The 24,348-nt window shown below is 60.1% G+C and carries 18 protein-coding genes and 1 tRNA gene; 15 read left to right on the top strand and 4 right to left on the bottom strand.

What is annotated here, in order from left to right; translation table 11 throughout:
• Positions 1-213: 213 nt before the first annotated feature.
• From NBH09_RS02105 to NBH09_RS02085, 5 genes are all read left to right on the top strand, one after another.
• Complete coding sequence (locus NBH09_RS02105) at positions 214-633, top strand: PTS sugar transporter subunit IIA (RefSeq protein WP_250786916.1); 420 nt, start codon at positions 214-216, stop codon at positions 631-633.
• A 62-nt stretch (positions 634-695) separates the two neighbouring features.
• Positions 696-1,169, top strand: a complete 474-nt coding sequence (locus tag NBH09_RS02100) for a PTS sugar transporter subunit IIB (RefSeq protein ID WP_250786915.1) — start codon at positions 696-698, stop codon at positions 1,167-1,169.
• 194 nt (positions 1,170-1,363) lie between these two features.
• Positions 1,364-2,398 (top strand): SIS domain-containing protein, encoded by a 1,035-nt coding sequence (locus NBH09_RS02095; protein ID WP_022094037.1) that lies wholly within the window; start codon positions 1,364-1,366, stop codon positions 2,396-2,398.
• 128 nt (positions 2,399-2,526) lie between these two features.
• A complete protein-coding gene (locus tag NBH09_RS02090) occupies positions 2,527-3,174 on the top strand; it encodes a PTS system mannose/fructose/sorbose family transporter subunit IID (RefSeq protein WP_229030343.1) in 648 nt (215 codons plus the stop codon).
• Between the two features lie 431 nt (positions 3,175-3,605).
• Entirely contained in the window at positions 3,606-5,072 is a 1,467-nt protein-coding gene (locus tag NBH09_RS02085) for an ATP-binding protein (RefSeq protein WP_250786914.1), read from the top strand.
• A 100-nt stretch (positions 5,073-5,172) separates the two neighbouring features.
• On the opposite strand, the gene NBH09_RS02080 is transcribed toward NBH09_RS02085, so the two are convergent.
• Entirely contained in the window at positions 5,173-5,664 is a 492-nt protein-coding gene (locus tag NBH09_RS02080; RefSeq protein ID WP_250786913.1) for a hypothetical protein, read from the bottom strand.
• 215 nt (positions 5,665-5,879) lie between these two features.
• On the opposite strand from NBH09_RS02080, the gene NBH09_RS02075 reads away from it, so the two are divergent.
• On the top strand, positions 5,880-6,962 hold the full coding sequence (locus NBH09_RS02075) for an HNH endonuclease (protein ID WP_250786912.1): 1,083 nt from the start codon (positions 5,880-5,882) through the stop codon (positions 6,960-6,962).
• A gap of 444 nt (positions 6,963-7,406) precedes the next feature.
• Here the strand turns inward: NBH09_RS02075 and NBH09_RS02070 are convergent, their stop codons facing one another.
• Together NBH09_RS02070 and NBH09_RS02065 are read right to left on the bottom strand one after the other, a co-directional pair.
• Positions 7,407-8,093, bottom strand: coding sequence for a DUF5710 domain-containing protein (locus NBH09_RS02070; RefSeq protein ID WP_250786911.1), 687 nt, complete (start codon positions 8,091-8,093; stop codon positions 7,407-7,409).
• 402 nt (positions 8,094-8,495) lie between these two features.
• Positions 8,496-8,570 (bottom strand) — tRNA-Val (locus NBH09_RS02065).
• Positions 8,571-8,829: 259 nt separating this feature from the next.
• Between NBH09_RS02065 and NBH09_RS02060 the strand changes: the two genes are divergently transcribed.
• From NBH09_RS02060 to glmM, 7 genes are all read left to right on the top strand, one after another.
• Positions 8,830-9,564, top strand: coding sequence for a response regulator transcription factor (locus tag NBH09_RS02060; protein WP_117743134.1), 735 nt, complete (start codon positions 8,830-8,832; stop codon positions 9,562-9,564).
• The gene (locus NBH09_RS02055; RefSeq protein ID WP_250786910.1) at positions 9,549-11,348 is read left to right on the top strand and encodes a sensor histidine kinase; all 1,800 of its coding nucleotides are present in this window, start codon (positions 9,549-9,551) and stop codon (positions 11,346-11,348) included. The genes NBH09_RS02060 and NBH09_RS02055 overlap by 16 nt, the downstream gene beginning before the upstream one ends.
• Before the next feature lie 188 nt (positions 11,349-11,536).
• Positions 11,537-12,442: a TVP38/TMEM64 family protein gene (locus NBH09_RS02050; RefSeq protein ID WP_250786909.1), complete on the top strand. Its 906-nt coding sequence runs from the start codon at positions 11,537-11,539 to the stop codon at positions 12,440-12,442.
• A gap of 384 nt (positions 12,443-12,826) precedes the next feature.
• A complete protein-coding gene (locus tag NBH09_RS02045) occupies positions 12,827-13,099 on the top strand; it encodes a hypothetical protein (RefSeq protein WP_250786908.1) in 273 nt (90 codons plus the stop codon).
• Positions 13,100-13,538: 439 nt separating this feature from the next.
• Positions 13,539-14,561: a DMT family transporter gene (locus NBH09_RS02040; protein WP_195404620.1), complete on the top strand. Its 1,023-nt coding sequence runs from the start codon at positions 13,539-13,541 to the stop codon at positions 14,559-14,561.
• Positions 14,562-14,710: 149 nt separating this feature from the next.
• On the top strand, positions 14,711-17,023 hold the full coding sequence (locus NBH09_RS02035) for a DUF4012 domain-containing protein (protein WP_250786907.1): 2,313 nt from the start codon (positions 14,711-14,713) through the stop codon (positions 17,021-17,023).
• A gap of 83 nt (positions 17,024-17,106) precedes the next feature.
• A complete protein-coding gene (glmM, locus tag NBH09_RS02030) occupies positions 17,107-18,438 on the top strand; it encodes a phosphoglucosamine mutase (RefSeq protein ID WP_250786906.1) in 1,332 nt (443 codons plus the stop codon).
• Between the two features lie 97 nt (positions 18,439-18,535).
• Here glmM and NBH09_RS02025 read toward each other — a convergent pair whose 3' ends face one another.
• Entirely contained in the window at positions 18,536-20,110 is a 1,575-nt protein-coding gene (locus NBH09_RS02025; protein WP_250786905.1) for a carboxypeptidase M32, read from the bottom strand.
• A 504-nt stretch (positions 20,111-20,614) separates the two neighbouring features.
• Between NBH09_RS02025 and pheS the strand changes: the two genes are divergently transcribed.
• Positions 20,615-21,691 carry a phenylalanine--tRNA ligase subunit alpha gene (gene pheS, locus NBH09_RS02020; protein WP_035136801.1) on the top strand — a complete coding sequence of 359 codons (1,077 nt, stop codon included), beginning with the start codon at positions 20,615-20,617 and terminating at the stop codon, positions 21,689-21,691.
• A gap of 184 nt (positions 21,692-21,875) precedes the next feature.
• Entirely contained in the window at positions 21,876-24,329 is a 2,454-nt protein-coding gene (gene pheT / locus NBH09_RS02015) for a phenylalanine--tRNA ligase subunit beta (protein ID WP_138113946.1), read from the top strand.
• Positions 24,330-24,348: the final 19 nt, after the last annotated feature.

The raw sequence follows: 24,348 nt of genomic DNA, 5'->3' as shown, positions 1-24,348 counted from the left end.
TCCACCGTTCCTTCAACTGGGAAAACGGCGCCCCCGGACCCCAGGAGGGGCCGCGGGGGCGTTCGGCTAACTGCGGGAATGGCCTATTTGCTCAATGTGTTCGGCTGAGATCGGAAATCAACCCGGATTTGGAAAATAGACACACCACGTAGGGCAGATTGCTAATATACTTTGTTATGACAATATAGTACGTCCTATTGGTATTGGAGAACTATGAATAAGATATTGCTAGCGAGTCATGGTTATCTCGCCCAAGGCATGAAAAGCTCTCTGGAGATTCTGATGGGCACTAACGACCGAATCGAGTGCCTGTGCGCCTATATCGATGACGATTCAAGGGACGTCGCGGCGTTGATTGATGCATGGATGGAGACGAGGGACCCTGCCGACTCTTGGTTTGTCGTGACTGACATCTTTGGCGGCTCTGTAAACAACGAATTCATCCAGAGGCAGGCCACCGGATCGTTTACGTTGATCACCGGAATGAACTTGCCGCTGCTGGTGGAAATGGTTACACAGCTGGACTCCCTGGATGCGGACAAGGCTAAAGCCGCGGTCGAGGGATCACGTTCGTTTATCCAGCTTTGTGAGGCGGCGGATATGCTCTCCGATGTCGAAGAAGAAGAGTTCTAGCTCAAGCTTCAACGAATAATTCAACCCTGTCATTACCTTTATTACGTGTGGAGATGTTTTTGATGATTAAGCTTACGAGGGTCGATTACCGATTGATTCACGGCCAGGTCGCCATGTCTTGGACACATGCGCTGGATGTCGATTGCATCCTGTGTGCCAGCGACGCCGTGGCAAAAGACGATATGAGAAAAGCCGCTTTGAGGCTCGCCCGCCCCAGCGGCGTTAAACTCGTCATCAAGGATGTTGACGCTGCTATCGAGGCGCTCAACAGCGGCGTTACCGACAAGTATTCGCTGTTTATCATTGTCGAGACGATCGAGGATGCCTATCGCCTTGCTAAGGGTTGCAAAGACATCAAGGAGATCAATCTGGGCGGAACTCGAAAGTCTCCCGAGACCACGCTTCATCCGACCCCCGCGATCTTTGCGACCGAAACCGATGCCGAGCATATCCAAGAGCTTGTGAACGATGGCGTGGTTATCGAAATCCGTCAGGTCCCCAATGACTCAAAGGTGTTTGCCAAGGACGTTTTTTAGCCGAAAACATGTTGGTGTTCGGTTTTTATTGAACCGATGCTCTATGTCTATGCCCGTCGATCATTTGATCGGCGGGCTTTTTATTAAAGAAAAATCAAAAAAATCTGAAATAGCTCTTGCATAGTTAGTTATATAAAGTATTATAACGTCATGGGATGAATGAAGGGTTCATCCAAGTGAGTTAGGAGTAAGGGATGTTCAATTTCGATGAGCCTCGTTACGAGAAGGTTGTGAGCGATGCCCTCGCTCTCCGTCCTCAGATTGAGGCTGCCGTGGACAAGGTCTGCGAGCAGGGTTATTCCAACATCTTCTTCATCGGCTGCGGCGGCACCTGGGCACACACGCTCCCGATGAAGTATTGGGTCGAGACCACCACGGCCGACGTCGACGTCCACTGCGAGATCGCCGCTGAGTTCCTCGCATGCCCGCCCAAGACCTTCAACAAGGACTCGGTCTGCGTCTTCTCCACCCGTACCGGCACCACCCCCGAGATCATCGAGGCCGCCAAGTTCTGCCAGGAGCAGGGCGCCCGCACGCTGATGTATGTCTCCAACGACAACACCCCGGCCACTGAGTACGCCGACTACAAGTTCTTCAGCTTCGCCGAGGACGACGTCCTGTGCGAGGCCATCTACACCTACCAGATCACGCTGGTCGCCCGCTTCCTCAAGAACGCCGGCGCCTTCCCCAAGTACGACACCTTCATGGAGGAGTTCGGCAACATCGCCCCGTACCTCATCAAGGCCAAGGACGCCCAGGACGAGCGCTGCGCCGCCATGGCCGAGGACTTCAAGGACACCGACTACCACATGGTGATCGGCTCCGGCATGCTCTGGGGCGAGGCCTACGACTACGCCATGTGCATCCTCGAGGAGATGCAGTGGATCAAGACCAAGTCCATCCACGCCGCCGAGTTCTTCCACGGCACCATCGAGCTGTGCGAGGAGGGCACGAGCCTCATCATGCTCTACGGCGAGGACGACACCCGCAAGCTCATGGACCGCGTGGACAACTTCACCCACATGCTCGCCGACGAGAAGGGCGTCCATGTCCGCGTGAACAAGTTCGACACCGCCGAGGTCGAGCTGCCGTTCAGCGACCCCGAGTTCCGCAAGATCGTCTCCCCGATGGTCACCTACACCATCACCGAGCGTCTGAGCTGCCATCTCGAGCACGTCCGTAACCACCCGCTCACCACGCGTCGCTACTATCACCAGATGAACTACTAATCCTTTCAAATTGCTGCTGTTGCCTGCAGGCGAGCTGTTCTGAACGTCTCGCCTGCAGGCTTATTTCTGGGGTTAATCAGAATAGTTGCCCAGTACCTCCAAGTTGCGCTGGTCGCATTATGGCGTCTATGGACGAGCAAGCATTTGGCATTACGATGCTTGGTCGTCCGCTGTTTACGAGCCTGTTTGTCGGCTTGATCCTTGGCGATGTCCAGCAGGGAGTTATCGTCGGCGCTGCTTTGGAGTCCATGTTCATGGGCGCCATCATGGTCGGCGCGGCGGTTCCTCCTGAGGTCTATGCCTTCGGCGTGCTTGGCTGCGCGTTTGCCGTCATTACGGGTACGGGCACGGCAACTGCCGTCGCGCTCGCCCTTCCCGTCTCCGTCTTCCTTCTCTACTCCGTGATTAACTTTGCAACGCGTATCGTCGCCGCCCATCTGGGATACGACCTGGGAACCAAGTTCCTGCAGCAGTCCGAAGAGAACAACCTTATGTCTCGCATGACGCATGCTGCCGGCGTTCTCGGAATGACCGTTATCGGCGCCATGATTGCGGCACAGGTCTCGCTGTCCACGGCTTTGACCTTTGATGTGGGTGGTTCCGAGATTGTCCTGCAGGATCTGTTCGATTCGATCTTCCCCGGTCTGCTGCCCTTGCTGGCAACGTTCGCTTGCGTTGCCCTGTACAAAAAGGGTGTCAAGACCATTTGGATTATTATTGGCATCTTCGCGATCTGCATCATCGGAACGGGCTTGGGAGTGTTCGCGGCGGCGTAAAGTTGACTGCTATGCTCGCGCGTTGGATAACTAACTGTCCGTTTGAAAACGGGGTTCGGCGTAAGGCCGGCCCCGTTTTTTTGTTTGAGGGATTTTCCGACCGTCCAAAAATCCACGCTCGTCCATCACTCACGTATCTCTCATCTCTCATTTGTCACTAATACGAGAGATGGCACAAAGACGAGAGATAATTACGAGAGATAACTGATCAGCAAAGAGACAGGCAATCATGGTATTGTCTCAATACTGATTGTTCTACCAGCAAAAACATGTTTAAATGAAACAAATGGCAGACATCTTATCTTTCATCTCTCACTTATCTCTAATATGAGAGATAGCAGTAAGATGAGAGATAATTACGAGAGATAACTGAGAGACGAAGGAAATCTATTCGCGGCATTCTCCGCCGGGCCGAGCGAAAGGACATGCAGATGAACGAAAACGAGCTGACCGGTCTGCTCGAGTCTTTAAAGCGCATGGGCTCGGACGATCTTAACGTCGAGGTCAAGGAGAGCGCCACGACGCTTTCCCGCGACGTATGGGAAACGGTTAGCGCATTCGCGAATACCGCTGGCGGAATTATCGTGCTCGGCGTGAGCGAGCGCGCGGGCTTTGTCCCGGTTGAGAACTTTGAGACCGAGAAGGTGCTCAACCAATTCGTAGCGGGCATGGGTGATGCCGGCGGTCGCGGAAAACTGGCCAATCCGCCCAAATACACCATTGAACGCGTGGAGCTCCAGGGCACCGTGGTTCTGGTCATCACGATTGAGGAGCTCGACCCGTCGAGCAAGCCGTGTTATGTCATAGAGCGGGGCGCTCAAGGCGGCAGCTACAAACGCATCGATGACAAAGATGTTCCGCTCTCGTCGACCGAGGTCCTGTCCTTGTCATCGTATGAACGGACGAGCCCCAGTGATCGCGATGCAGTACCCGGCGCGGTCGCAGGCGATCTTGACGAGGCCCTGGTCGACCGCACGATAGAGCGTGCTTTCTCGCTGACACCCCGTGCAATGCGCGGCGCGCCGGACAAGAAAACGAAGCTGGAGCGCCTGAATTTCCTCGACTCCCAGGGCAATGTTACTAAGGCCGGGCTCCTGGCCGCGGGTGCCTATCCTCAGCAGTTCTATCCCAAGCTCTTTATCGATGTGGCGGTCTATGCCGGAACGCAGAAGGGCGCGGCGGGGTCGTTGAGGTTCATGGACCGTACGATCTGCGAGGGAACGTTGGGCGAAATGATCTCGGATGCCGTCGCGGCAATCGCCAAGAATTTGCGGCGAACCTCGACGATCCAAGGCGTCTCGCGTGTCGACTCGCTGGAGATTCCCGAGGAAGTCCTGCGCGAGGCAATCGCCAACGCCGTAATCCACCGAGAATACGGAGATCGGTTCTGTGGGCAGTCGATCGCTGTTGACGTCTTTGATGACCGTATCGAGGTGACGAACCCCGGCGGCCTATACGGGGGAAAGACTCGCGAGAACTTGTTTGACGGCAGCTCCCGATGCCGTAACGCGACGCTCGTGAAACTCATGTCGATTGTCCCGCTGCCGGATGGCGCAGGTTCGCCGGCTGAGGGCAATGGCTCGGGCATCCCGATGATGATCGATGCCATGCGCGCGCATGGTCTGGCCGAGCCCCTGTTCTGCCCGGGGTTCGATCGGTTCAAGGTCGTACTTTACCGTTCAAAGATCGAGCCGGTCGATCATGGCGGGGGCTTAATTGTGACGGCACTCAAACACTACGGCGAGCTGGGGACGCGTGAGCTGGCAGAACGTACGGGGCTTACAATTTCCCAGGTAAGGTCGCGCGTCAACGCGCTCATTGCTCAAGGCGAGCTTGAGCCCACGGCGCCGGCGACGAGCCGCAACCGCAAGTATCGACTGTCAGAGCGCGTGGAATAAATGCGCTAGTGGACGAGGCGACCCAATAATCGACCCTCAATTGGCGCCCACTAAGGTAAAGCGGTTGTTGCTCAGTCGACGGTGATGCTAAAGACTCGGCTTACGCTGGCATGGCCCCGAACCCGTCCATCAAGAACAGCCTAAGAACCAGCTTGATGACATATCCCGGTTTGACTTCTGCCGCGTCAAAGACGTGGCGCTCGGCGAGCTCGCTGCAGTATGCATAGATGTCACGGATAAGGTCCGCGCCCGAAAGCGTAAACATGTAGCCTGCGTCTGAAAGCGCATTGGGTGCGGCGGGCAACTTGGCCATGTGGCAGAACGTTTGCAGGTCGGGCGCCATAGCGTCCTGGTAGCCAAGATGGCTGCCGTCTTCTTGTGCGACGAGTTCCAGCTGGCGTACTCGATTCAGCGCCGCTGCCAGCACAAAGCTCGGTGTGGGAGCATTGACGTCCTCCGTGCTCGCCACGAGTCTGCCTGCTGCCTGTGTGACAAGCCAAGCGACCTCGCGCTGGCAACGCACGGCCTTGCGCGTAACCGGCTTGATGGACGAAGAAGAAACGCTTCCCTTAGGCGGATTCGAAACAGCCACAAGAACCTCCCATGAACGACCCGGCCCAACAAGCCCGGATGAAACACGTGCTACATCAGTATACAGGGAAGTGGGGTAGCGGGGTACAAGCGCGCCAGCGGCAAACCGAGAGCATCAACGATGTGCCGATCGCGGAATGAGATCTCGTAATAATTGACTCTCGGCCATATTATTGAGGGGCATGACTCGCGTTCGTATGGTTGTAGGTGCTGGCGATGAACGACATTGACCTTGCTGTTCCGTTGATGGATGGACCAAGCTATGACCGCGCCTGCAGTCTCGTGCCTTCCGAATACGTTGAGGCATGGGAGTGGTTTCTGGGTGAGGAACAGCGCGGCGGCGTTTGGACCAGCCTTCCGCACCACACCAAGGAAGATAGTCCTCAGTATCAGTACCGTTTGAGAATTGGCTCGGACTTCTTTCCCGTAACGCGGGATTCAGGGATCTTCTGGCCGGGCCAGGATCGGGTGAAGCAAGATCCCAATAAGATCTTTGCGCTTTCGGTCCATAACTCTAAAAAGAGCTTCTACACCGATGTGCCTCCGCTCTATTTGGACGATGGTACGTGGGTCATTAAGTACTCGGTTCAAGCGCCGGGTACCGTTGGTTTTCGAGACCAGAATTACAACCGTAAAATGCTCAACTGCATGGAATGTGGCGTTCCAGTCGGAGTCATATTTGCAACCGAGGTAGGCTACAAGGTGCTCGGCCTTGCGTTTGTTGAGCGGTTCGAGCCCGAAAACGGATGGTTTGTTCTGCACGGTCCTGTTCATAAAGGCGGACCGGACCCTCGTTTTGCACCCGACATGAGTTATCTGAAGCACATGCCCGTCGATATTGAGTTTACCGGACAGGGTACGACCGACGACGAAAAGGTCCGCTATGCGTTAAGGCGCGAGCGATTGGGGCAGCAATGGTTCCGCAAGCAGCTCGTTGCCGCCTATGATGGCCGTTGCGCGGTGTCGGACTGCGGCGTCAGCGAAGCTCTGGAAGCTGCACATATCGAGAATTACTCGGGACCCAAATCGCAGGTTGCCAGCAACGGCATTCTGCTTCGGCGCGATCTTCATTCCCTATTTGATGCTCACCTGATTTCGTTTGAGCCTGTTTGCGGCGAATATCGGCTGTGCGGATCGTACCTGCTGGATAAGACCGACTACGTTTCCTTTGCGGGTGCGACGCTAAGGCAGCCGAATGAGCGTCAGTGGCGACCCAATACGGTGTTTCTTGAGGCCCATCGCATTGAGTTCGATCGCTCGGAAAAGAAGCGTGAAAAGGCGGGGCTTCTGCCGTATTAGCGTATTTGGCTTTGGCATTCTTTGACGATCGTGTTGTTTGATCGGATCGCGTGGCGATGCAATATCGCGCCCACCTGCTGGTGCATGCTCTTCCTGATTTGTATAGCGAGAGGGGAGCGTGTATGAGCTGGCGAGGCGATATTGCGATGGGGAAGTACGGAAAACTGCCGTGTGCCCTTATAGACAACAATATGTTTCCGAGCGTAGAGGTTGATTGCGGGTCGTTTGTCGTCACCTGCCCTTGCTGCGGCTCGCAAATACCGTGTCTCGACATTCGGTTCATCGATGCGCGCGACAGACTCAGCGACGAAGTGAGAAAACGGACAGGCGTTCATATGCCGGTGTATCCGGAGAAATGCCCTGTTTGTGGCCTCGATATCGTGTACGACGCCGGCGACGAGGGACAGGTGATGCGGAGGAGTTGGCTGTGAGTGTCTTTTGCCTCTACAAATAAATCCCCTCACCGAGCTGCTTGTGGAACTCGGCGTGATGGTCGCGTGCCCAGGTAAAGAGCGCCTGGTCAAAGTCGGTACGCGCGGCCGGGACGCCAAAGACGCCGGCAACTTCGACGCGCACAAACTCCAGTGCCGGCAGCTTGTTGATGGCAGTGAGGGCAAACGGGGATGAGGGCTCCTCGAACAGATAGCGGCTGCCTTGCAGCGCATCGCAACTGGTGCACGTGTTGCCGAGTGACGGGGCTTTGGAGGCTCGCGCGCCCACGGGCTTGTAGCCGCAGCGCTTATGAAGGTAGTCGCGGATCTCGCCCGGTGCGCAGCCAAGAGCGGGCACGATGGCGAGTGCGTTGGCGTTGGCCGTGTCGATGGCAATGTGCCCGGCTTTGTTGGGCGCGTGCGCGATGGCGGTGCTCTCGTCGTTATCGGTTCGATAGGGAATGCCGAAGGCCGCGACCGAGGTCTCTTTGTGACACTTCCAGCACTCGCGCTTGCCCAGTACTAGATATATATATGGCGCCGAGAGGTCGGATCGGTCAACACCGGGCAGCCACTCGGCAAAGGGTTCGGGGTTGACGCCGCTAGGTACATACCAGATCTTCTTGGTTCGGTCCCATTTGGCGCCCAGCGCCTTGGCTTCTTCTTTGTGCGAAAAGGGAACATCGAGCTCGGTGCGCATGGCGGCTCCTTGGTGCTGCAGGTGCAAGTGGCTCAAGGATACCGCAGAGCGCAGACATCGCGGCGTTTTGCTGAGAAGTTGCGGTTCGGATGGGTTCGAGACGCGTTGGTCTCGGCCTCGGTGGCTATTGGGGCGGTTTTGATTGACTGCGGAGTCAGCCGGGATAGGCACTTGGGTTGCTGACGCGGTTTTGTGCATGGGCAGGGTGGTTGTTTGAGCGGTTGGAGCAGTTTGCGGCGCAGTTTTGTGCCTGGCTATTGTTGATGTTGGGGTATTGAATTTATTTGGCAGCCATTCGTCAGGTGAATTGATGCTACGTTGCGATGATGGTTGGAGCTGCCAGCGGATTTGGCGACATAAAACAAAACAGCCCAGAGACATAGCCTCTGAGCTGTGAACATTTGGTGGGCGTTAGAAGATTTGAACTTCTGACCTCTTCCGTGTCAGGGAAGCGCTCTCCCCCTGAGCTAAACGCCCGATCAAGGGTGCGCAAGTGCGCAAGGGATAATATAACGGAGCCTGAACTCGGTGGCAAGAACATTTTTAAAAATCGCTTGCATTGTGGTCTGGTGAGAAAAAGCCGCTCGCCGCCTGCAGGTGACCGTTTGCGGTCAAATTATCGACAAAGCGTAGACAGGTTTGTGGCAAGGTTTCAGGGAAGTATGTGCTGGCTTCGCCGTCTTGCGCACGATTGCACGAGGCGTGTGCCGTTGTTTGAGTAGTATGGGGGCCGACCATGAACATGCTGGTCGTAGATGATGAGGTTGATATCGCAAATATGCTCGCGGAGTTTTTCCGCATGGAGGGCTACGAGGTTTCGGTTGCCCATGACGGGCCGTCGGCCCTGGCGGCGGCTTCTTCTGGCCCCGCCCCCGATATCATGCTGCTCGATGTAAACATGCCGGGGATGGACGGCTTCGAGGTCTGTCGCCGCGTGCGGGAGCATGTGAGCTGCCCGATCATCTTTCTAACGGCGCGCGTTGAGGATATGGACCAGCTTGATGGTTTTGCGGCGGGCGCCGACGACTACGTGCTCAAGCCTTTTTCTCTCGAGGTTCTGGGTCGTCGCGTGGCGGCGCACATGGCGCGCGAGGGAAGGGCTCGCGATCGGCAAAGCGACGGCGCCGTCCGCTTTTTTGGCGAGATGACCATCGATTACGCTCAGCGCATCGTTGAGGTTCACGGTGCGGGTGGTAATCGGGATTCGTCCGCCGGGGGCGATTCGAACGCGGTGACCGTCGACTTGACCAAGCTCGAGTTCGACATCATCGCCCTGTTGAGCAAGCGCCCTGGCCAGGTGTTTGACCGCGATGTGATTTACGAGCGTGTGTGGGGATGGGATGCCGCGGGTGACCCGTCGCAGGTGCGCGAGCACATTCGCCGCATTCGCAACAAGTTTACGTCGGCGGGGATCGCGGACGATCCGATCGCAACGGTATGGGGCGTGGGCTACAAGTGGGTGGCAAAGTGACGGGTTTTGGTAAGGGCCCACGCGGGCGCCATGCGCCTCACGAAGACGGCCGAGTTGTCGCTTGCGAGGACGGTTGTCGGGACAATGGCGGTTCTGTCCGCAGGCGCGACCGCCGCGCAGCTCGCCGCGCCGAGCGACGCGCGGCCCGCGAGCTTGAGCGCGAGCGGCTGAAACGCCTGCCGCGAAAAGAGCGCCTGCGTGCCTGGTGGAGCCTGCGGCCGTTGGGCGTGATCTTCACGGCGTATCTGGTCGCCTATCTTGTTGTCGCCACGGTGCTTGCGCTGAGCGCCATTGAGGTATTCGCGGCTTGGAATAATGGATATTACGAACTCGAGGTGACGCTCGACAACGGTTTGACCGAGCACGGCGTGATCGATTCGGGTCCATACATCTACGACCCCACCTCTCAGCAGCTGCTTCCCGCATCCGAGCTCAACTTGCCAGGCGATGGGTCGTACGCGGTCTTCATTGCGACGGGCGATTGGGGGACCGGTAGCGATTACGTGCCGGAGGGCGGGCGCACCATCAGCACGCTGTACGCGACCGTCGACATGGTTCGTAGCGGCCAGGTGCAGCTCTACGACTGGGGGCTCAATTACAACGAGGGCTATCCGCAGGAGGAGATTCTCGAGGTGAACAGCACGATTCCAGCGGAGAACCTCGCCCACTACGACGCGTTGAGCCGCGCGGGCCGCGCGCAGAGCGTGGAGCTGTTTGAAAACATGACGGGAGCCGATCTTGAGGAGACGTTTGGCGAGGGGCTCGTCTCGAACACTGCCTATTATGCGGCTTCACCGCCTCCCGATGGTCCGATGCCTTGGGTCCTCACGCTTGCGACGGGGCTTGTGCCCGTTTTGGCGTACGGCGGCCTGGGTTGGCTCACGTTCAAGCACTTCTACCGCGTTCACATCGCCGGGCCCTTGGGGGAGCTGGCGAGCGCCGCGGGGCGCATCGCCGGTCAGGATTTGGATTTCTCGATCGAGCGCGTGCGGGGCAAAGAACTTGGTCGCCTGTCTGAGACGCTGGAGAATATGAGGGCGTCGCTGCTCGATGCCCAGCGCGAGCTGTGGCGCACCGCCGAAGGGCGGCGTCAGCTCAATGCGGCGTTTGCGCACGATCTCCGAACGCCGATCACGGTGCTCAAGGGGACGGTCGAGATGGCGCAGATGCGCCTGCGTCGCGGCGATGAGCTCGATGTTGGTTCGTTGGATGCCCTGTCGGCCCAGGTGGTGCGTTTGGAGCGGTACGCAACGGAGATGGGAGGGCTGAGCAAGCTCGAAGATCGGCCTGTAGACCGCAAGCCGCTGGCGTCGCGGTCTCTTGTGGATGAGCTCGAGTCGCATGCGAACGAGGTTGTTGCGGCGCGCGGGGAAGGGCTCGCGTTGAGGGTTGCAGCTGACGAAGGTGAAGATGGCGCCCGCGCCGACATGACCCACATCGATCTACCCCTGGTCGAAGAGGTCCTCGACAACCTCTTGAGCAATGCGTGCGGCCATGCGAAGGGCGTCATCGAGGTTGAGATTTCTGTTCGAGAGGGCAGGTTGGCCCTGAGCGTTGCCGATGATGGTCCGGGCTTTACGCCCGAAGCCCTGCGGCGCGGGTGCGATCCGTTCTTTAGCGAGAACAAATCTGCCGAGCATTTTGGACTGGGCTTGAATGTGTCGAGCATTTTGTGCGGTTTACACGGGGGAGCGCTTGAGTTAGGGAATGGTTCGACCGGCGGGGCACGTGTGACGGCGACGTTTAGCATGGGCGGCGATGGGGACGAAACAGGGGAATTGTGACGAGGGCTCGCGCGCTACGCGGGCGGGCGTCGCCGGGCTCATCGAACCGTCGGCGAACCAGTTACCTGCTCTTACCTTAAGAATGGCTTACCTCAACGTAAGGCTTACTGAATTGTCATTGCTGGTAGACAAAACATAGACACCAAGTTGCGAAACTGTCCTTGTCAGGTACACAAGGAGGTAACGCGATGATGAGGATGCGGCCCGAAGCCGAAGGGTATTCCGGTCAGGTTTCTTGCGGGGGCGCTGCTCGCCGTCTTGACGTAAGCGCCTTGAGCGAGCTTCGCAATCGAGTCGCGGGCGCTCATGACGCGCTGGACGACGCCTCTTCTGCCGGCGCGCGGACCGCAAACGCCCCCTCATTCGCGACCGCTGCGGCAATGTCGGCCGAGGCCGTCGCAGAGGACGATGGTCTCGATGCCCGCCGTCGAATCCTGCGCCGTCGCGTGCTTTTGGCGCTTGCAGCCTCGGTCGCGATCCTCGCGACTGCATGCTGGGAATACCTTCCGGGGATCTTGGCATGGCTTGCAGACCCTCAGGCGGTTCGGTCGTTCGTCGCCGGCCACAGCGTGATAAGTCGTCTCGTCATGCTTGGAATCAACGTCACTCAGATCTTCTTGGCCTTTTTGCCCGGCGAGCCTGTGGAGCTGGCGAGTGGTTACGCGTTTGGCTTCTGGGAGGGGACGGCGCTGTGTCTCGTCGCCTCGGGGCTGGCGACGTCGGCGATTTATTGGGCGACGCGTCGATGGGGCTGGAGCCTGGTTGGCCTCTTCTTCGACCGCAGCCTTCTCGACCAGTTTTCGTGGCTCAATAATGCGAAGCGACTCGAGCTGGTCATGCTGGTGATTTTCTTGATCCCGGGAACCCCGAAGGACTTCTTGACGTATTTCGCCGGCCTCACCAAGATGCGCTTCGCCCCCGTGGTGCTCATCGCAACGTTTGGGCGCATTCCCTCCATTGTGACTTCGACGGCCGCGGCATCCGCTGCGGGCAGCGGAAACTGGCTGGTGGTTGGTGTCGTCGTTGCCGTGTCACTGCTGTGCGTGGCGTTGGGCGGCTTGCTGTATCGTCGCCTGCGTGCCAAGGCGAGCTGAGGCGGCCGGCGAGGATGTACGGCGGCTGATGGGCCTTTTGCGGCTACATCGGACCGCCGGTCGCCACAGCAATCCAAAACCTCCCCAACATGTGCATTCTGAAATCGAAATCTTGCGGAAACGCGAGCAAAATGCACTGCTGGGGGAGGTTTCGAGGGTTTACGCGCTTGCGACTCCGCTATACGCTCCGATTGATGAAGAAATCGGCCATGGAGCAGAGCAGGTCAGCGGCGTTGTGCGAAATGACGCCGTTCTCGGCGAGCGCACGGCTGGTGTCTTGCGCCTCTTGCGCGAGCTTGAGTGCGAGATCACGACACGCGTCGATGCCCCCGCCGATCTCGATGAGCTCGACGGCGCGCGCGAGGTCCGTGGGATCGTTCGTTTTTGCTTCGAGCAGCCCCCAAGGGCCGCGGCCTCAGGTTCGACCGGCTGGCCCCGGCCGACCTGGCGCTGGCGATGTCGCACGTGAACTCCGAGCCGCGCGGCGCGCTCGGCTTCGCGACGCCCGCCCGCGCCTTCCGGGCGGTGCTCGGCGCCGACGCGGAGGCGCTGCTGGATGCGTACGGCGTGGAGGACGTGCCCGTCGGCGAGCTCGACCTGACGCCGGGGCTCATCGCGCGGGCGCGCGCCGAGAGGGGCGATGCCCCGCTGGCCTAGCCTAGAGGAAAAACGGAATAGACGGACCGACCGTCCGGCTGAGTCTGGGAAGAGGTGCCGGGCGGCGGGCGGAGCATGGCCACCGGACCCATCGAAACACATCTCCACCGTTCCTTCAACTGGGAAAACGGCGCCCCCGGACCCCAGGAGGGGCCGCGGGGGCGTTCGGCTAGGTGCGGGAACGGCCTATTTGCTCAATGTGTTCGGCTGAGATCGGAAATCAACCCTTGCATTGTGGAATTCGGGGGCTTTGTCATATCCATTTCAAAAGAGCCTGCTGCCGCGATTTGACTGTCGCATAATGCAAGGCCATTGCGGTACCGAGCTATGGAAAGACGCCTGCGGAATTGTCCTACCGATAAGCGGACAAGCCTCCGGCTGGTGCCTTCGCCGTGGTAAGGTAAGCCGAATTGTTTCCAGGCTGTTTCGGGGGAGTGGAATGAGCAAAGAGTGCGTCGAGCAGGTCGAAGGCGCAGGAGCTTCGGTGCCGATGACCGATATATCGAACATTGATGTGCCCGAGGGCACCGACGAGCTCAGCCGCAACACCCGCCGTGCATGGCGCGACCGCCTGAACAGCGCTTCGACGCGCAAGTTGATCATGGGCGTCTTGGCTACGCTGGTGGGCGGTTCGTTTTGGGGCTTCTCGGGCACCAGCGCGAGCTTTCTGTTCGATACCTACCACGTCGATACCTTGTGGCTTATGAGCGTGCGTCAGATTCTCGCCGGTCTACTCTTTATGGCCGTGGTTGTTACGCGCGACCGCGAGCGCCTGATTAAGCTCTGGACCACAGCCGCCGATCGCAAGCAGCTGCTGCTCTTTACCGCCTTTGGCCTGCTGTTCAATCAGTTTTGCTATCTTTCGGCCGTGCGTCTGACGAACGCCGGAACCGCGACGGTGCTCCAGTGCCTGCAGCTCGTTATCATCATGGGCTACACCTGCGTGACCGATCGCCGCATGCCGCGTACTCGCGAAGTCATCGGCATCGGTCTGGCTTTGGGTGGCACCTTTTTAATCGCCACCGGTGGCGACCCCACCAGCCTGAATATCTCGCCGCTCGGCCTGATCGCGGGTCTCATGTGTGCGGTCAGCGCTACATGCATGGCGGTGATTCCCGCCAAGATCCTGCCCGAATACGGCAGCCCCATCGTCACGGGCTCGGCAATGCTCACGGCGGGCGTGGTCTCGTGTGTCTTCGTGCAGCCTTGGGCGCATATGCCGGCGCTCGACGCTGCCGGCGTCGAGGCGCTCGCGGTGTTCGTGGTTATCGGCTCGTTTTTTGCTTACATGCTCTATATGCAGGGCGTTAAGGACATCGGCTCGGTACGTGCGAGCCTCATCGGAACTGTGGAGCCGGTTTCGGCGACCATCACCAGCGCCGTTATGCTGGGCACGGTGTTTTTGCCGACCGACCTTATCGGCTTTGCCATGATCATCGTGATGATGTTCCTCACGGTGTAGCTGGCGCCGCCGCCAAGACAGAAAAGGTGTTGTGCCACATTTTCGCCAATTGATGTCCGTGTCTGGAGTTTAGCTGTCGATGCCCAAAATGCCATAAACTAGCAACGTTATGGACTTTTTCATTGCGACTCAATTGCGAGGATTTCTTTATGGCTGGTAATCACTTTAAGGGCAGCGATAGCGGCCGTCCTGCAGTTCCGCCGCGTCCGAACGGGGCTGGTAAGGCCGGCACGCCGGGCGGCGCTGGACAGGGCGGTTCTGGTAAGCGCGTGTCCCCGGGCGAGACGGCGATGTTTACCGCTCTGTACGAGCAGTCTCAAAAGGCAAAAAAGACCGGCCGTGCAAGAGGGAATGTCTTTGCGGGCGGTGCAACCTCCACGTCGCAGCCGAGCGGGGCTCCTTCGGCACCTGCGAACAACGCAGGTGCTGTCAACGCCGCGAATACCGACGGCAACGTTAATGCCGGCAGGGCCGCCAACAATACTCCCTCTTCCGGTGGCGTGGGGCTTACGGGTAACCTTGGCACGATTTACACCGGCGCCTCCGAGACTGGCACGTTCGCCCGCCTGGATGATAGCGGTGTCGAGTTTGCGGGCTCGGGTTCCAAGGAAGATTATTACGATTTTGGCTTGAACTACGGTGGCGACGCTTCGTCGAGTTCGACCTCTGACGGTCTGGTCCGTCATCGCCATCGCAAGGGCGAGCGCAAAAAGCGTCACACTGGCGCCATTATTGCCGCTGTAGTCGCGGTGCTTCTCGTTGCGCTTGGCGCAAGCGGCTTTATGCTGCTTAACTCGGCAAAGACCGTAAAGAGCGAAGCGAAGGAGGCTGTCGAGATCGTCGGTGGCCTTAAGGACAAGGTCACGTCGGGCGATTTTTCGACGCTGCCTGACGACGCGAAGAAGATCGATGAGCTCTGCGACAGCATGAAGGCGGAGACCTCGAGCCCGCTGTGGACGGCGGCTTCATTTATCCCGGTGTATGGCAGCGATATCAATGCGGCCCGCACCATGATCGACGCCCTGTCCGATGTCTCGAGCAACGCGCTGGTTCCCATGGCCGATAACCTTTCGCAGGCCACGCCCGGCAAGCTGTTCCAGGATGGGACCATCAACGTGTCCGCACTGCAGGCGGTCGCCGATTCGCTCTCCGATAGCTCGAAGGTGTTCAAGAGCGTCAACGAGAAGATCCAGGGCATTGGCGATACTCATATTTCCCAGGTGACCGAGTTGGTCGATAAGGCCAAGGACGGCTTTGCCACCCTCAACGGCGCGGTTGACGCGGCGGAGAAGGTCGCCCCCGTCCTTCCCCAGATGCTCGGCGCCAACGGCCAGACGCGCAACTACCTTGTGTACGCCATGAACAACGTCGAGATTCGTGCCTGCGGCGGCTTTGGCGGTTCGCAAGGTTTGATTTCGGTCACCGACGGCCAGATGTCGATTGGCGAGTTTGTTCCCCGCATTGGACTCAGCGAGGATGAGGCAGTCGAGAGCGTCGACGAAGAGGATGAGGCGCTGTTCGGCAACCACAGTAACCTGTACAACTCGGGCAATACCTATTCGCCTGATTGGCCCCGCAACTCGCAACGTGTCGCCGCGCTGTGGAAGTCCCAGTATGGGCAGGACGTTGATGGCGTCGTCGGCATCGATCCTGTGTTCTTGCAGTACCTGCTGGGCCTTGTCGGTAATGTCTCGCTGCCCGATGGTACGGTCGTCGACGGTACCAACGCGGCGAAGGTTCTCATGCACGATGTGTATTGGAACTATCCGGTCGAGGAATCGGATGGCATCTTTGCGGCTGTTGCCAGCGCCGCCTTCGACAAGATTCTCGGTGGCATCGGTGATGTCGACGTTACAAAGCTTGTCGGTGCATTCGAGCGCGGTGCCGAAGAGGGCCGTCTGATTGCTTGGATGAGAAACGATGATGAGCAGAATGCCATCAAAGAGACGGGCATTGACGCTTCGCTGCCCGATCCGGATGATCCGAGTGCCGATCCCGTTGCCGGCGTTTACTTTAACAACCTGAGCTTCTCCAAGCTCGACTGGTATCTGAACGCCGACACGCAGATTGGCCAGGGCGTCAAGAACGGCGACGGCACGTGCTCGTATCGCATCACCGTTACCCTGACGAACATCATGACGCAGGAGGAGGCAGGCAAGCTGCCCGATTACGTCGCGGCGAGCGCGCCCGATGCCGCGCGCGACGACGAGCGTCTGAATGTCTCACTGTTTGCCCCGACGGGCGGCAACATTACTGATCTGACCGTCGAGGGCGCCCAGTTTGGTCTTGGCGCCGCTACGTGGCATGGAATTCCCTTCTATTCGGGCACCGTTGACCTGCATGCTGGCGAGACGACGACGATCACGTATACGCTGACCACGTCGGCCGAGGCGAGGGACAAGCCGCTTACGCTGCGTCAGACTCCTACATGCCAGGCGGCTCGCGACAGCGCGTCGGCGTAGGGTTTTTCTGGTAGCGCAGATAATCGAGTACCATTTTGGGGCGGACAGGCAATCTGTCCGCCCCTATTTTGTAAGGAGAGCGCATGAAGTACTTTGGCACCGATGGCTTTCGCGGTGAGGCCAACGTTGGGCTGACGGTAGAGCACGCTTATAAGATTGGCCGTTTTGTGGGCTGGTATTACGGCGCCAACCGCGAGCGCAAGGCGCGCGTGATCGTGGGCAAGGACACTCGTCGCTCGAGCTATATGTTCGAGGCGGCGCTGGTGAGCGGCCTGGTCGCGAGCGGTGCGGACGCCTATATGCTGCACGTGATCCCCACGCCGGGCGTAGCGCATCAGACCGTGGAAGGCTGCTTCGATTGCGGCATCATGATCAGCGCGAGCCACAACCCGTTTTGCGATAACGGCATTAAGCTCGTCAATAGCGACGGTTTTAAGATGGACGAGGACGTACTGGAGCTCATCGAGGACTACATCGATGGTAAGAGCGAGGTACCGCTGGCCACGGGCAACCACATCGGCGCCACGGTGGACTACATGCAGGGCCGCAACCGCTACATTGCTTCGCTCATCGCCAGCGCGAACTTTTCGTTGCAGGGCGTCAAGATCGGTATCGACTGCGCCAACGGCTCGGCTTCCTCGGTGGCCAAGCCGGTGTTTGACGCGCTCGGTGCCGACGTGCGCGTGATCAACGCCGCGCCCGATGGCTTTAACATCAACGTCGACTGCGGCTCCACGCATATAGAGCGCCTGCAGCGTCATGTGGTGGAGCAGGGCCTGGACGTGGGCTTTGCCTATGACGGCGATGCCGATCGCTGCTTGGCCGTGGACGAGCGCGGTCGCGTGGTAGACGGCGACCAGATTCTGTACGTGTGTGGCGTGTATCTGAACAAGCACGGTCGCCTTTCGGGCGGTACCGTGGTGCCGACGATTGCCAGCAACTTTGGCCTGGTCAAGTCGCTGGAGCTTGCCGGCCTAAGTGCCGTGACCAGCGGCGTGGGCGACCGTCACGTGTATGCCAAGATGCGCGAGGGCGGCTACAGCCTGGGCGGCGAGCAGACGGGCCATACGATCTTTGGCGATATCGAGCGCACGGGCGACGGCATTATGACCTCGCTGCGCGTGATGGAAGTGATTCGCGCCGAGCGCGAGACCCTCTCGCAGCTCACGGCTCCGTGCAAGCTGCTGCCGCAGGCGCAGGTGGCCGTGCACGTGGCGGACAAGGACGCCGCGCTGGGCAACATGGGTGTGCAGGCCGCCATCGCCGAGGCCGAGGCATCGCTGGCGGGCGAGGGACGCGTGCTCGTGCGCAAGAGCGGAACCGAGTCGGTGATTCGCATTTTGGCCGAAGCCCCCGACCAGGCATCCGCCGATGCCGCCATGAAGCGCATCGCCAACGCACTCGAGGCTCTGTAAGGTAGTCATTGGGGACGTTCTTAAACAACTAGGTGGAAAGGGGGCGCCGCGGATTGGTTCCGCGGCGTCCCCTTTGCGTTGACGTGTCGGTTATGCCTTACAGCTCGTAGAGCGTGGTGAACTTGTCCTGCAGGTAGCTGCAGTAGTAGCGGGCATCGAACGCCATGCCGCATGCGCCCTTGATGAGTTCCGGCGCGTCCTTGGCGCGGCCCCACTGCCAAATGTGCTCGCCCAGCCAGGCGCGGACGGGCGCCAGATCGCCGCTCGCACAGGCGCCATTGAGGTCGACGCCGTCGCGGCACATGGCCGGCACAAACATGGCATCGTAGGCGCTACCCAGCGCATACGTGGGGAAGTAGCCAAACGAGCCGCCGCTCCAGTGCGTATCTTGCAGGCAGCCGCGTGTGTCGTCGGGAACGGGAATGCCCAGGTACTCGTCCATAAAGCGATTCCAAAGCGCGGGGATGTCCTTGGCCGTGGCCTCGCCGGCAAACAGCATGCGCTCAATCTCGTAACGCACCATGATATGCAGCGGGTAGGTGAGCTCGTCGGCCTCGGTACGGATCAGCGACGGCTGAGCGATGTTCACGGCGCGGTAGAGCGTGTCCTCGTCCACGTTGCCGTAGACCTCGGGCGCGTGGCGGCGCAGCACCTCGAGCAGCGGTCCCATAAAGGCGCGGCTGCGGCCCACGGTGTTCTCGAAAAAGCGGCTCTGGCTCTCGTGGATGCCCATGGAGGTGCCGCCCTCCAGGCACGTGCGCGCGTAGGCGGGGTTCACGCCCAGCTCGTACATGGCGTGGCCGGCCTCGTGGATGATGCTGTAGACGTTGGAGATGCAATCGTCCTCGTAGATGTGCGTGGCGATGCGCGCGTCGCCCACCGAGAAGCCCTCGCTAAACGGATGCTCGGTAAAGGCAAGCGTGGTGTCGTCCAGGTCCAGGCCGACGAGTTTCATCAGGTCGAAGCTCATGGCGCGCTGGGCGGCCTCGGGCACGCGGGCGTGCAAAAAGTCTGCAGCGGGCTGCTGGCCGCGCTCGCCGATGGCGTGCACGAGCGGCACGACCGTGGCCTTAACCTCGTCGCAAAACGCATCGAAGCTCTCGGTGGAAAGGCCGCGCTCGTACTGGTCGAGCCACACGTCGTATGGGTCGCGCTTGGGGTCCATGAGCTCGGCCTGATGCTTGAGCTGGCTGACGATTTTGTCCACATAGGGCTCAAAGCTCGCCCAGTCGTTGGCCGCTTTGGCCTTGTGCCACACGGCGTCGGCCTCGCAGGTGAGCCTGGTCCAGGCCTCGGCCTCCTCGGTGGGGATGACGCTTGCCTCGCGCTGGTCGCGGCCGAGCACGCGAATCTCGTCAAGCAGCTGCGGGTCGTCGATCTTTCCGCCGGTGACGGTCTCGCGTGCCAGCGAACGTACAAGTTCGACAGACTTTTCGCTGGTCAGGAGCTTATGGTGCTCGCCGGCAAGGGTGCCCATGGCGTCGGCACGGGCGGCGGCACCGTTGGCGGGAGCAATGGTCGCGCCGTCAAACTCGGCAATCTTGAGCAGGTACTCGCGGGTCCACAGCTTGCCCTCGAGCTTGCGGAATTTTTTGACGGCCTTATCGACCTTCATGCCTTTGGGCGTCTTGCCCGCTGCGGGCTTGGCCTTCTTATCGTACTTCTTTCCCATACCATATCCTTAATCTCGCAGGCCGAGCGCCGCAGGCGGGTGCACGGCCAGTTTGCACAGCTACTTGCCTTGTACCCAGCGCGAACAAAACGGAACGCGGCGATGCGCTCGCGAAATGTGTTATCCTATAGCCCAATGCGTTGACGGAGAGGGTTTTGCCCGCCGCGTCGCCGGCGAGAGAGGGAAGGTCATGGGCTGCAAGCCTTCCTGCGGTGGCAAGGGCCAAGCGTTCACTCCCGAGCAGCGACCTCAACGGGCGCGCGGCCAGTGGCAGCAAAGCCCCAGTAGGGAAGCCGTGAGCCTCGCGACAAGAGGCGCAGAGTGGGCACGGCGGGCCAGACATCCGCCGGGTCAAACAAGGTGGTACCGCGGAATTCAACCGTCCTTGGGCAATGCACATGCCCGAGGGCGGTTTTTTGTTACCGAACCGGGCCGCGTTTTCGCAGTGCCAGACGGCGACAGTCGTCCCGGCAGGCGGAAAGCGCGAGAGACGAAAGGGAAGACATGAGTCTGATTGATGATCTGGTCAAACTCGAGGAAGAGGCCAAGGAGCTCGTCGCCGGTGCCGACGACGCCGCCAAGCTCGAGGCCGCGCGCGTTGAGCTGCTCGGCCGCAAGGGCCGCATCACCGGCCTGATGCGCATGATGGGCAAGCTCGCCCCCGAGGATCGTCCCATGATGGGCAAACGCGCCAACGAGATGCGCCAGCTGATCGAGGGCATGCTCGACGAGCGCACCACCGAGATGAAGGCCGCCGCCCTCAAGCACGCACTCGAGCACGAGGCCGTCGACATCACGCTGCCGGGTATCCGTCCGCAGATCGGTCACCAGCACCTGATCAAGCAGATCATCGAGGAGGCCGAGGACATCTTCTGCGGCATCGGCTACACCGTCGAGTCCGGCCCCATGGTCGATACCTCCTACTACAACTTCACCGCGCTCAACGCGCCCATGGATCACCCGAGCCGCTCGGCTCGCGACACGTTCTATGTGGTCGACAACAACCCCGGCAGCGTTGCGCATCCCGAGGCTCACGCTCACGGCGAGTCCGACGTGCTGCTGCGCACCCAGACCTCGGGCGTGCAGATCCACACCATGGAGTCGCAAAAGCCGCCCATCTACATGATCTGCCCGGGCACCGTCTATCGTCCCGACACGGCCGACGCCTGCCACCTGCCGCAGTTCAACCAGATCGAAGGCCTGGTCGTCGACGAGGGTATCACCTTTGGCGATCTTAAGGGCACGCTCGACTACTTTGTTAAGTGCATGTTTGGTGAGGATCGCAAGACGCGCTATCGCCCGCACTTCTTCCCCTTCACCGAGCCTTCCTGCGAGGTGGACGTGAGCTGCCACGTGTGCGGCGGCAAGGGCTGCAACTTCTGCAAGCACAGCGGCTGGATCGAGATTCTGGGCTGCGGCATGGTCGACCCCAACGTCCTGATCAACTGTGGCATCGACCCCGAGAAGTACACCGGCTTCGCCTTTGGTATTGGCGCCGAGCGCGTCGCGGCACTGCGCTACGACCTGCCCGACCTCAGAACTCTCATGACGGGTGATATGCGCTTCTTGAATCAGTTCTAGGCTGCGGCTTGCCCAAGCACGACACCTCGGCGCTCATTCGTCGCTTGCGTACCAAAGTACGCGGCGCTCCTCTTTCGGGCCGATCTGCCGCACTTGGACAACCCTCGCTTTGTAAGGAATGTTCACAAAGTTGAAGTTTCCACCTGCATCTCTTCGCAGGCTTTCAGTATGAAAGGAGAGCTAGATGCGTGTTTCTTACGACTGGCTCAAGACCATGATCGATATTCCGGAGGATCCCAAGACCCTTTCGGACGAATATATCCGTACCGGCACCGAGGTCGAGGCGATCGACACCGTGGGCGAGTCCTTCGACCACGTGGTGACCGCCCAGGTGCTCACCAAGACCCCGCACCCCGATAGCGACCACATGTATGTGTGCTCGGTCGACGTGGGTGACAAGAACCTCGACGCCGACGGCAACCCCGCTCCGCTGCAGATCGTCTGCGGCGCGCAGAACTTCGAGGCCGGTGACCACATCGTCGCGGCCATGATCGGCGCTGTCCTGCCCGGCGGCGTCAAGATCAAGAAGAGCAAGCTTCGCGGCGTCGTGTCCATGGGCATGAACTGCTCCGCGCGCGAGCTCGGCTTGGGCGGCGACCACTCCGGCATCATGATCCTGCCCGAGGATACGCCCTGCGGCATGCCGTTTGCCGAGTACGTGGGCTCGAGCGACACCGTGCTCGACTGCGAGATCACGCCCAACCGTCCCGATTGCCTGTCCATGATCGGCATGGCCCGCGAGACCGGCGCCATCTTCGACCGCGATTTCCACGTTGAGCTGCCCGCCATCAAGGCCGAGACCGGCCGCGCGACCGACGACGAGCTTTCGGTCGAGATTGCCGACGAGGGCCTGTGCGACCGCTACGTTGCCCGCATCGTGCGCAACGTCAAGGTCGGCCCGTCGCCCGACTGGATGGTCAAGCGCCTTAACGCCTTGGGCGTGCGCCCGCACAACAACATCGTCGACATCACCAACTATGTGATGATGCTCACCGGTCAGCCGCTGCACGCCTTTGACCTGGACACCTTTGCCGAGCGCGATGGCCACCGTCGTGTGGTGGTTCGCGCCGCCCAGCAGGACGAGAAGTTCACGACGCTCGACGGCGAGGAGCGCACGCTTGACGCCGGCATGGGCCTCATCACCGACGGCGAGCGCCCCGTGGCGTTGGCCGGTGTTATGGGTGGCATGGATTCCGAGATCGAGGACGATACCGTTGACGTGATGGTCGAGAGCGCCTGCTTCAATGCCGGCCGCACCTCGCACACCAGCCGCGACCTTTCGCTGATCTCCGACGCCTCCATTCGCTTTGAGCGCCAGGTCGACGAGACCGGCTGCGTGGATGTCGCCAACGTTACCTGCGCGCTGATCGAGGAGATCGCCGGCGGCGAGGTTGCTCCCGGCTATGTCGACGTTTTCCCCGCGCCCAAGACCATCGACAGCATTAAGCTGCGCCTGGCCCGCGTGCACGCCATCTGCGGTGCCGACATCGAGCCCGACTTTATCGAGCGCTCGCTCACCCGCCTGGGCTGCACCGTCGAGCGCGACGGCGAGGACTTTATGGTCACGCCGCCGAGCTTCCGTCCCGACCTGCCGCGTGAGATCGACCTGATCGAGGAGGTTCTGCGCCTGTGGGGCATGGGTCGCGTCACGGCGACCATTCCGGCTGCCAAGAACCACATCGGCGGCCTGACTCGCGAGCAGAAGCTCACCCGCAAGGTCGGCGAGATCCTGCGCGCCTGCGGCCTCAACGAGACCACGACCTTTGGCTTTGCCGCTCCGGGCGACCTGGAGAAGATCGGCATGTCCACCGAGGGCCGCGGCTGCCCCGTGGTGCTCATGAACCCGCTGGTGGCCGAGCAGACCGAGATGCGCCGCTCGCTGCTGCCGGGTCTGCTGCAGTCCGTTGCCTATAACGAGGCGCACGGTACGCCCAACGTACACCTGTACGAGGTCGGCAGCCTGTTCCATGGCCGCGAGAACGCCAGCCTGCCCAAGGAGACCAAGTCCGTCGCGGGCGTGCTCTCGGGCCAGTGGAGCGAGCAGTCTTGGAGCATGAAGTACCGCAAGCTGCGTTTCTTCTTTGGCAAGGGCATCGTCGAGGAGCTGCTCGCCCAGCTGCGCATCGAGAAGGTTCGCTTCCGTCCCGTCGAGGGCGAGGGCTATGCCTTCCTGCAGCCGGGTCGTGCTGCCGAGGTCCTGTCCGGCGGCACCGTGCTGGGTTGGGTCGGCGAGATCCACCCCGAGGCGCGCGAGGCTATGGGCATTGACGAGGTCGTCGTCGCCTTTGAGCTCGACTTGGATAAGCTGATCAAGGGCGCCCGCAACCAGGAGAACTACCGTGAGTTCTCGCAGTACCCGGCCGTTGAGCACGACCTCGCTATCGTGGTTGACAACACTGTGACCTGCGAGGATCTTGAGCGTCGTATTACGAGTGCCGGCGGCAAGCTGCTCGAGGGCGTGCGCCTGTTCGATGTCTACCGCGATCCGGTCCGCATCGGCAAGGGCAAGAAATCCATGGCCTTTGCGCTTACGTATCGCTCCGACGACCACACGCTCACCAGCGAAGAGGTCGAAAAGGCGCACCAGAAGATCGTCACCAAGGTGTGCAAGGGCGTAAACGGCGAGGTCCGCGGCTAGGTCCTGCGCCGGATATAGA

The sequence above is a fragment of the Collinsella sp. BG-O-102 genome, from assembly GCF_023656745.1.
Classification (GTDB): Bacteria; Actinomycetota; Coriobacteriia; order Coriobacteriales; family Coriobacteriaceae; genus Collinsella.
This window is presented reverse-complemented; position numbering and strand designations above follow the sequence as displayed.

What these genes read in the sequence shown, in the direction of transcription:
- NBH09_RS02105 (WP_250786916.1), top strand. Translation starts at nt 214, where the DNA reads ATGAATAAGATATTGCTAGCGAGTCATGGTTATCTCGCCCAAGGCATG.
- NBH09_RS02100 (WP_250786915.1), top strand. Translation starts at nt 696, where the DNA reads ATGATTAAGCTTACGAGGGTCGATTACCGATTGATTCACGGCCAGGTC.
- NBH09_RS02095 (WP_022094037.1), top strand. Translation starts at nt 1,364, where the DNA reads ATGTTCAATTTCGATGAGCCTCGTTACGAGAAGGTTGTGAGCGATGCC.
- NBH09_RS02090 (WP_229030343.1), top strand. Translation starts at nt 2,527, where the DNA reads ATGGACGAGCAAGCATTTGGCATTACGATGCTTGGTCGTCCGCTGTTT.
- NBH09_RS02085 (WP_250786914.1), top strand. Translation starts at nt 3,606, where the DNA reads ATGAACGAAAACGAGCTGACCGGTCTGCTCGAGTCTTTAAAGCGCATG.
- NBH09_RS02075 (WP_250786912.1), top strand. Translation starts at nt 5,880, where the DNA reads ATGAACGACATTGACCTTGCTGTTCCGTTGATGGATGGACCAAGCTAT.
- NBH09_RS02070 (WP_250786911.1), bottom strand. Translation starts at nt 8,093, where the DNA reads ATGCGCACCGAGCTCGATGTTCCCTTTTCGCACAAAGAAGAAGCCAAG.
- NBH09_RS02060 (WP_117743134.1), top strand. Translation starts at nt 8,830, where the DNA reads ATGAACATGCTGGTCGTAGATGATGAGGTTGATATCGCAAATATGCTC.
- NBH09_RS02050 (WP_250786909.1), top strand. Translation starts at nt 11,537, where the DNA reads ATGATGAGGATGCGGCCCGAAGCCGAAGGGTATTCCGGTCAGGTTTCT.
- NBH09_RS02040 (WP_195404620.1), top strand. Translation starts at nt 13,539, where the DNA reads ATGAGCAAAGAGTGCGTCGAGCAGGTCGAAGGCGCAGGAGCTTCGGTG.
- NBH09_RS02035 (WP_250786907.1), top strand. Translation starts at nt 14,711, where the DNA reads ATGGCTGGTAATCACTTTAAGGGCAGCGATAGCGGCCGTCCTGCAGTT.
- glmM (WP_250786906.1), top strand. Translation starts at nt 17,107, where the DNA reads ATGAAGTACTTTGGCACCGATGGCTTTCGCGGTGAGGCCAACGTTGGG.
- NBH09_RS02025 (WP_250786905.1), bottom strand. Translation starts at nt 20,110, where the DNA reads ATGGGAAAGAAGTACGATAAGAAGGCCAAGCCCGCAGCGGGCAAGACG.
- pheS (WP_035136801.1), top strand. Translation starts at nt 20,615, where the DNA reads ATGAGTCTGATTGATGATCTGGTCAAACTCGAGGAAGAGGCCAAGGAG.
- pheT (WP_138113946.1), top strand. Translation starts at nt 21,876, where the DNA reads ATGCGTGTTTCTTACGACTGGCTCAAGACCATGATCGATATTCCGGAG.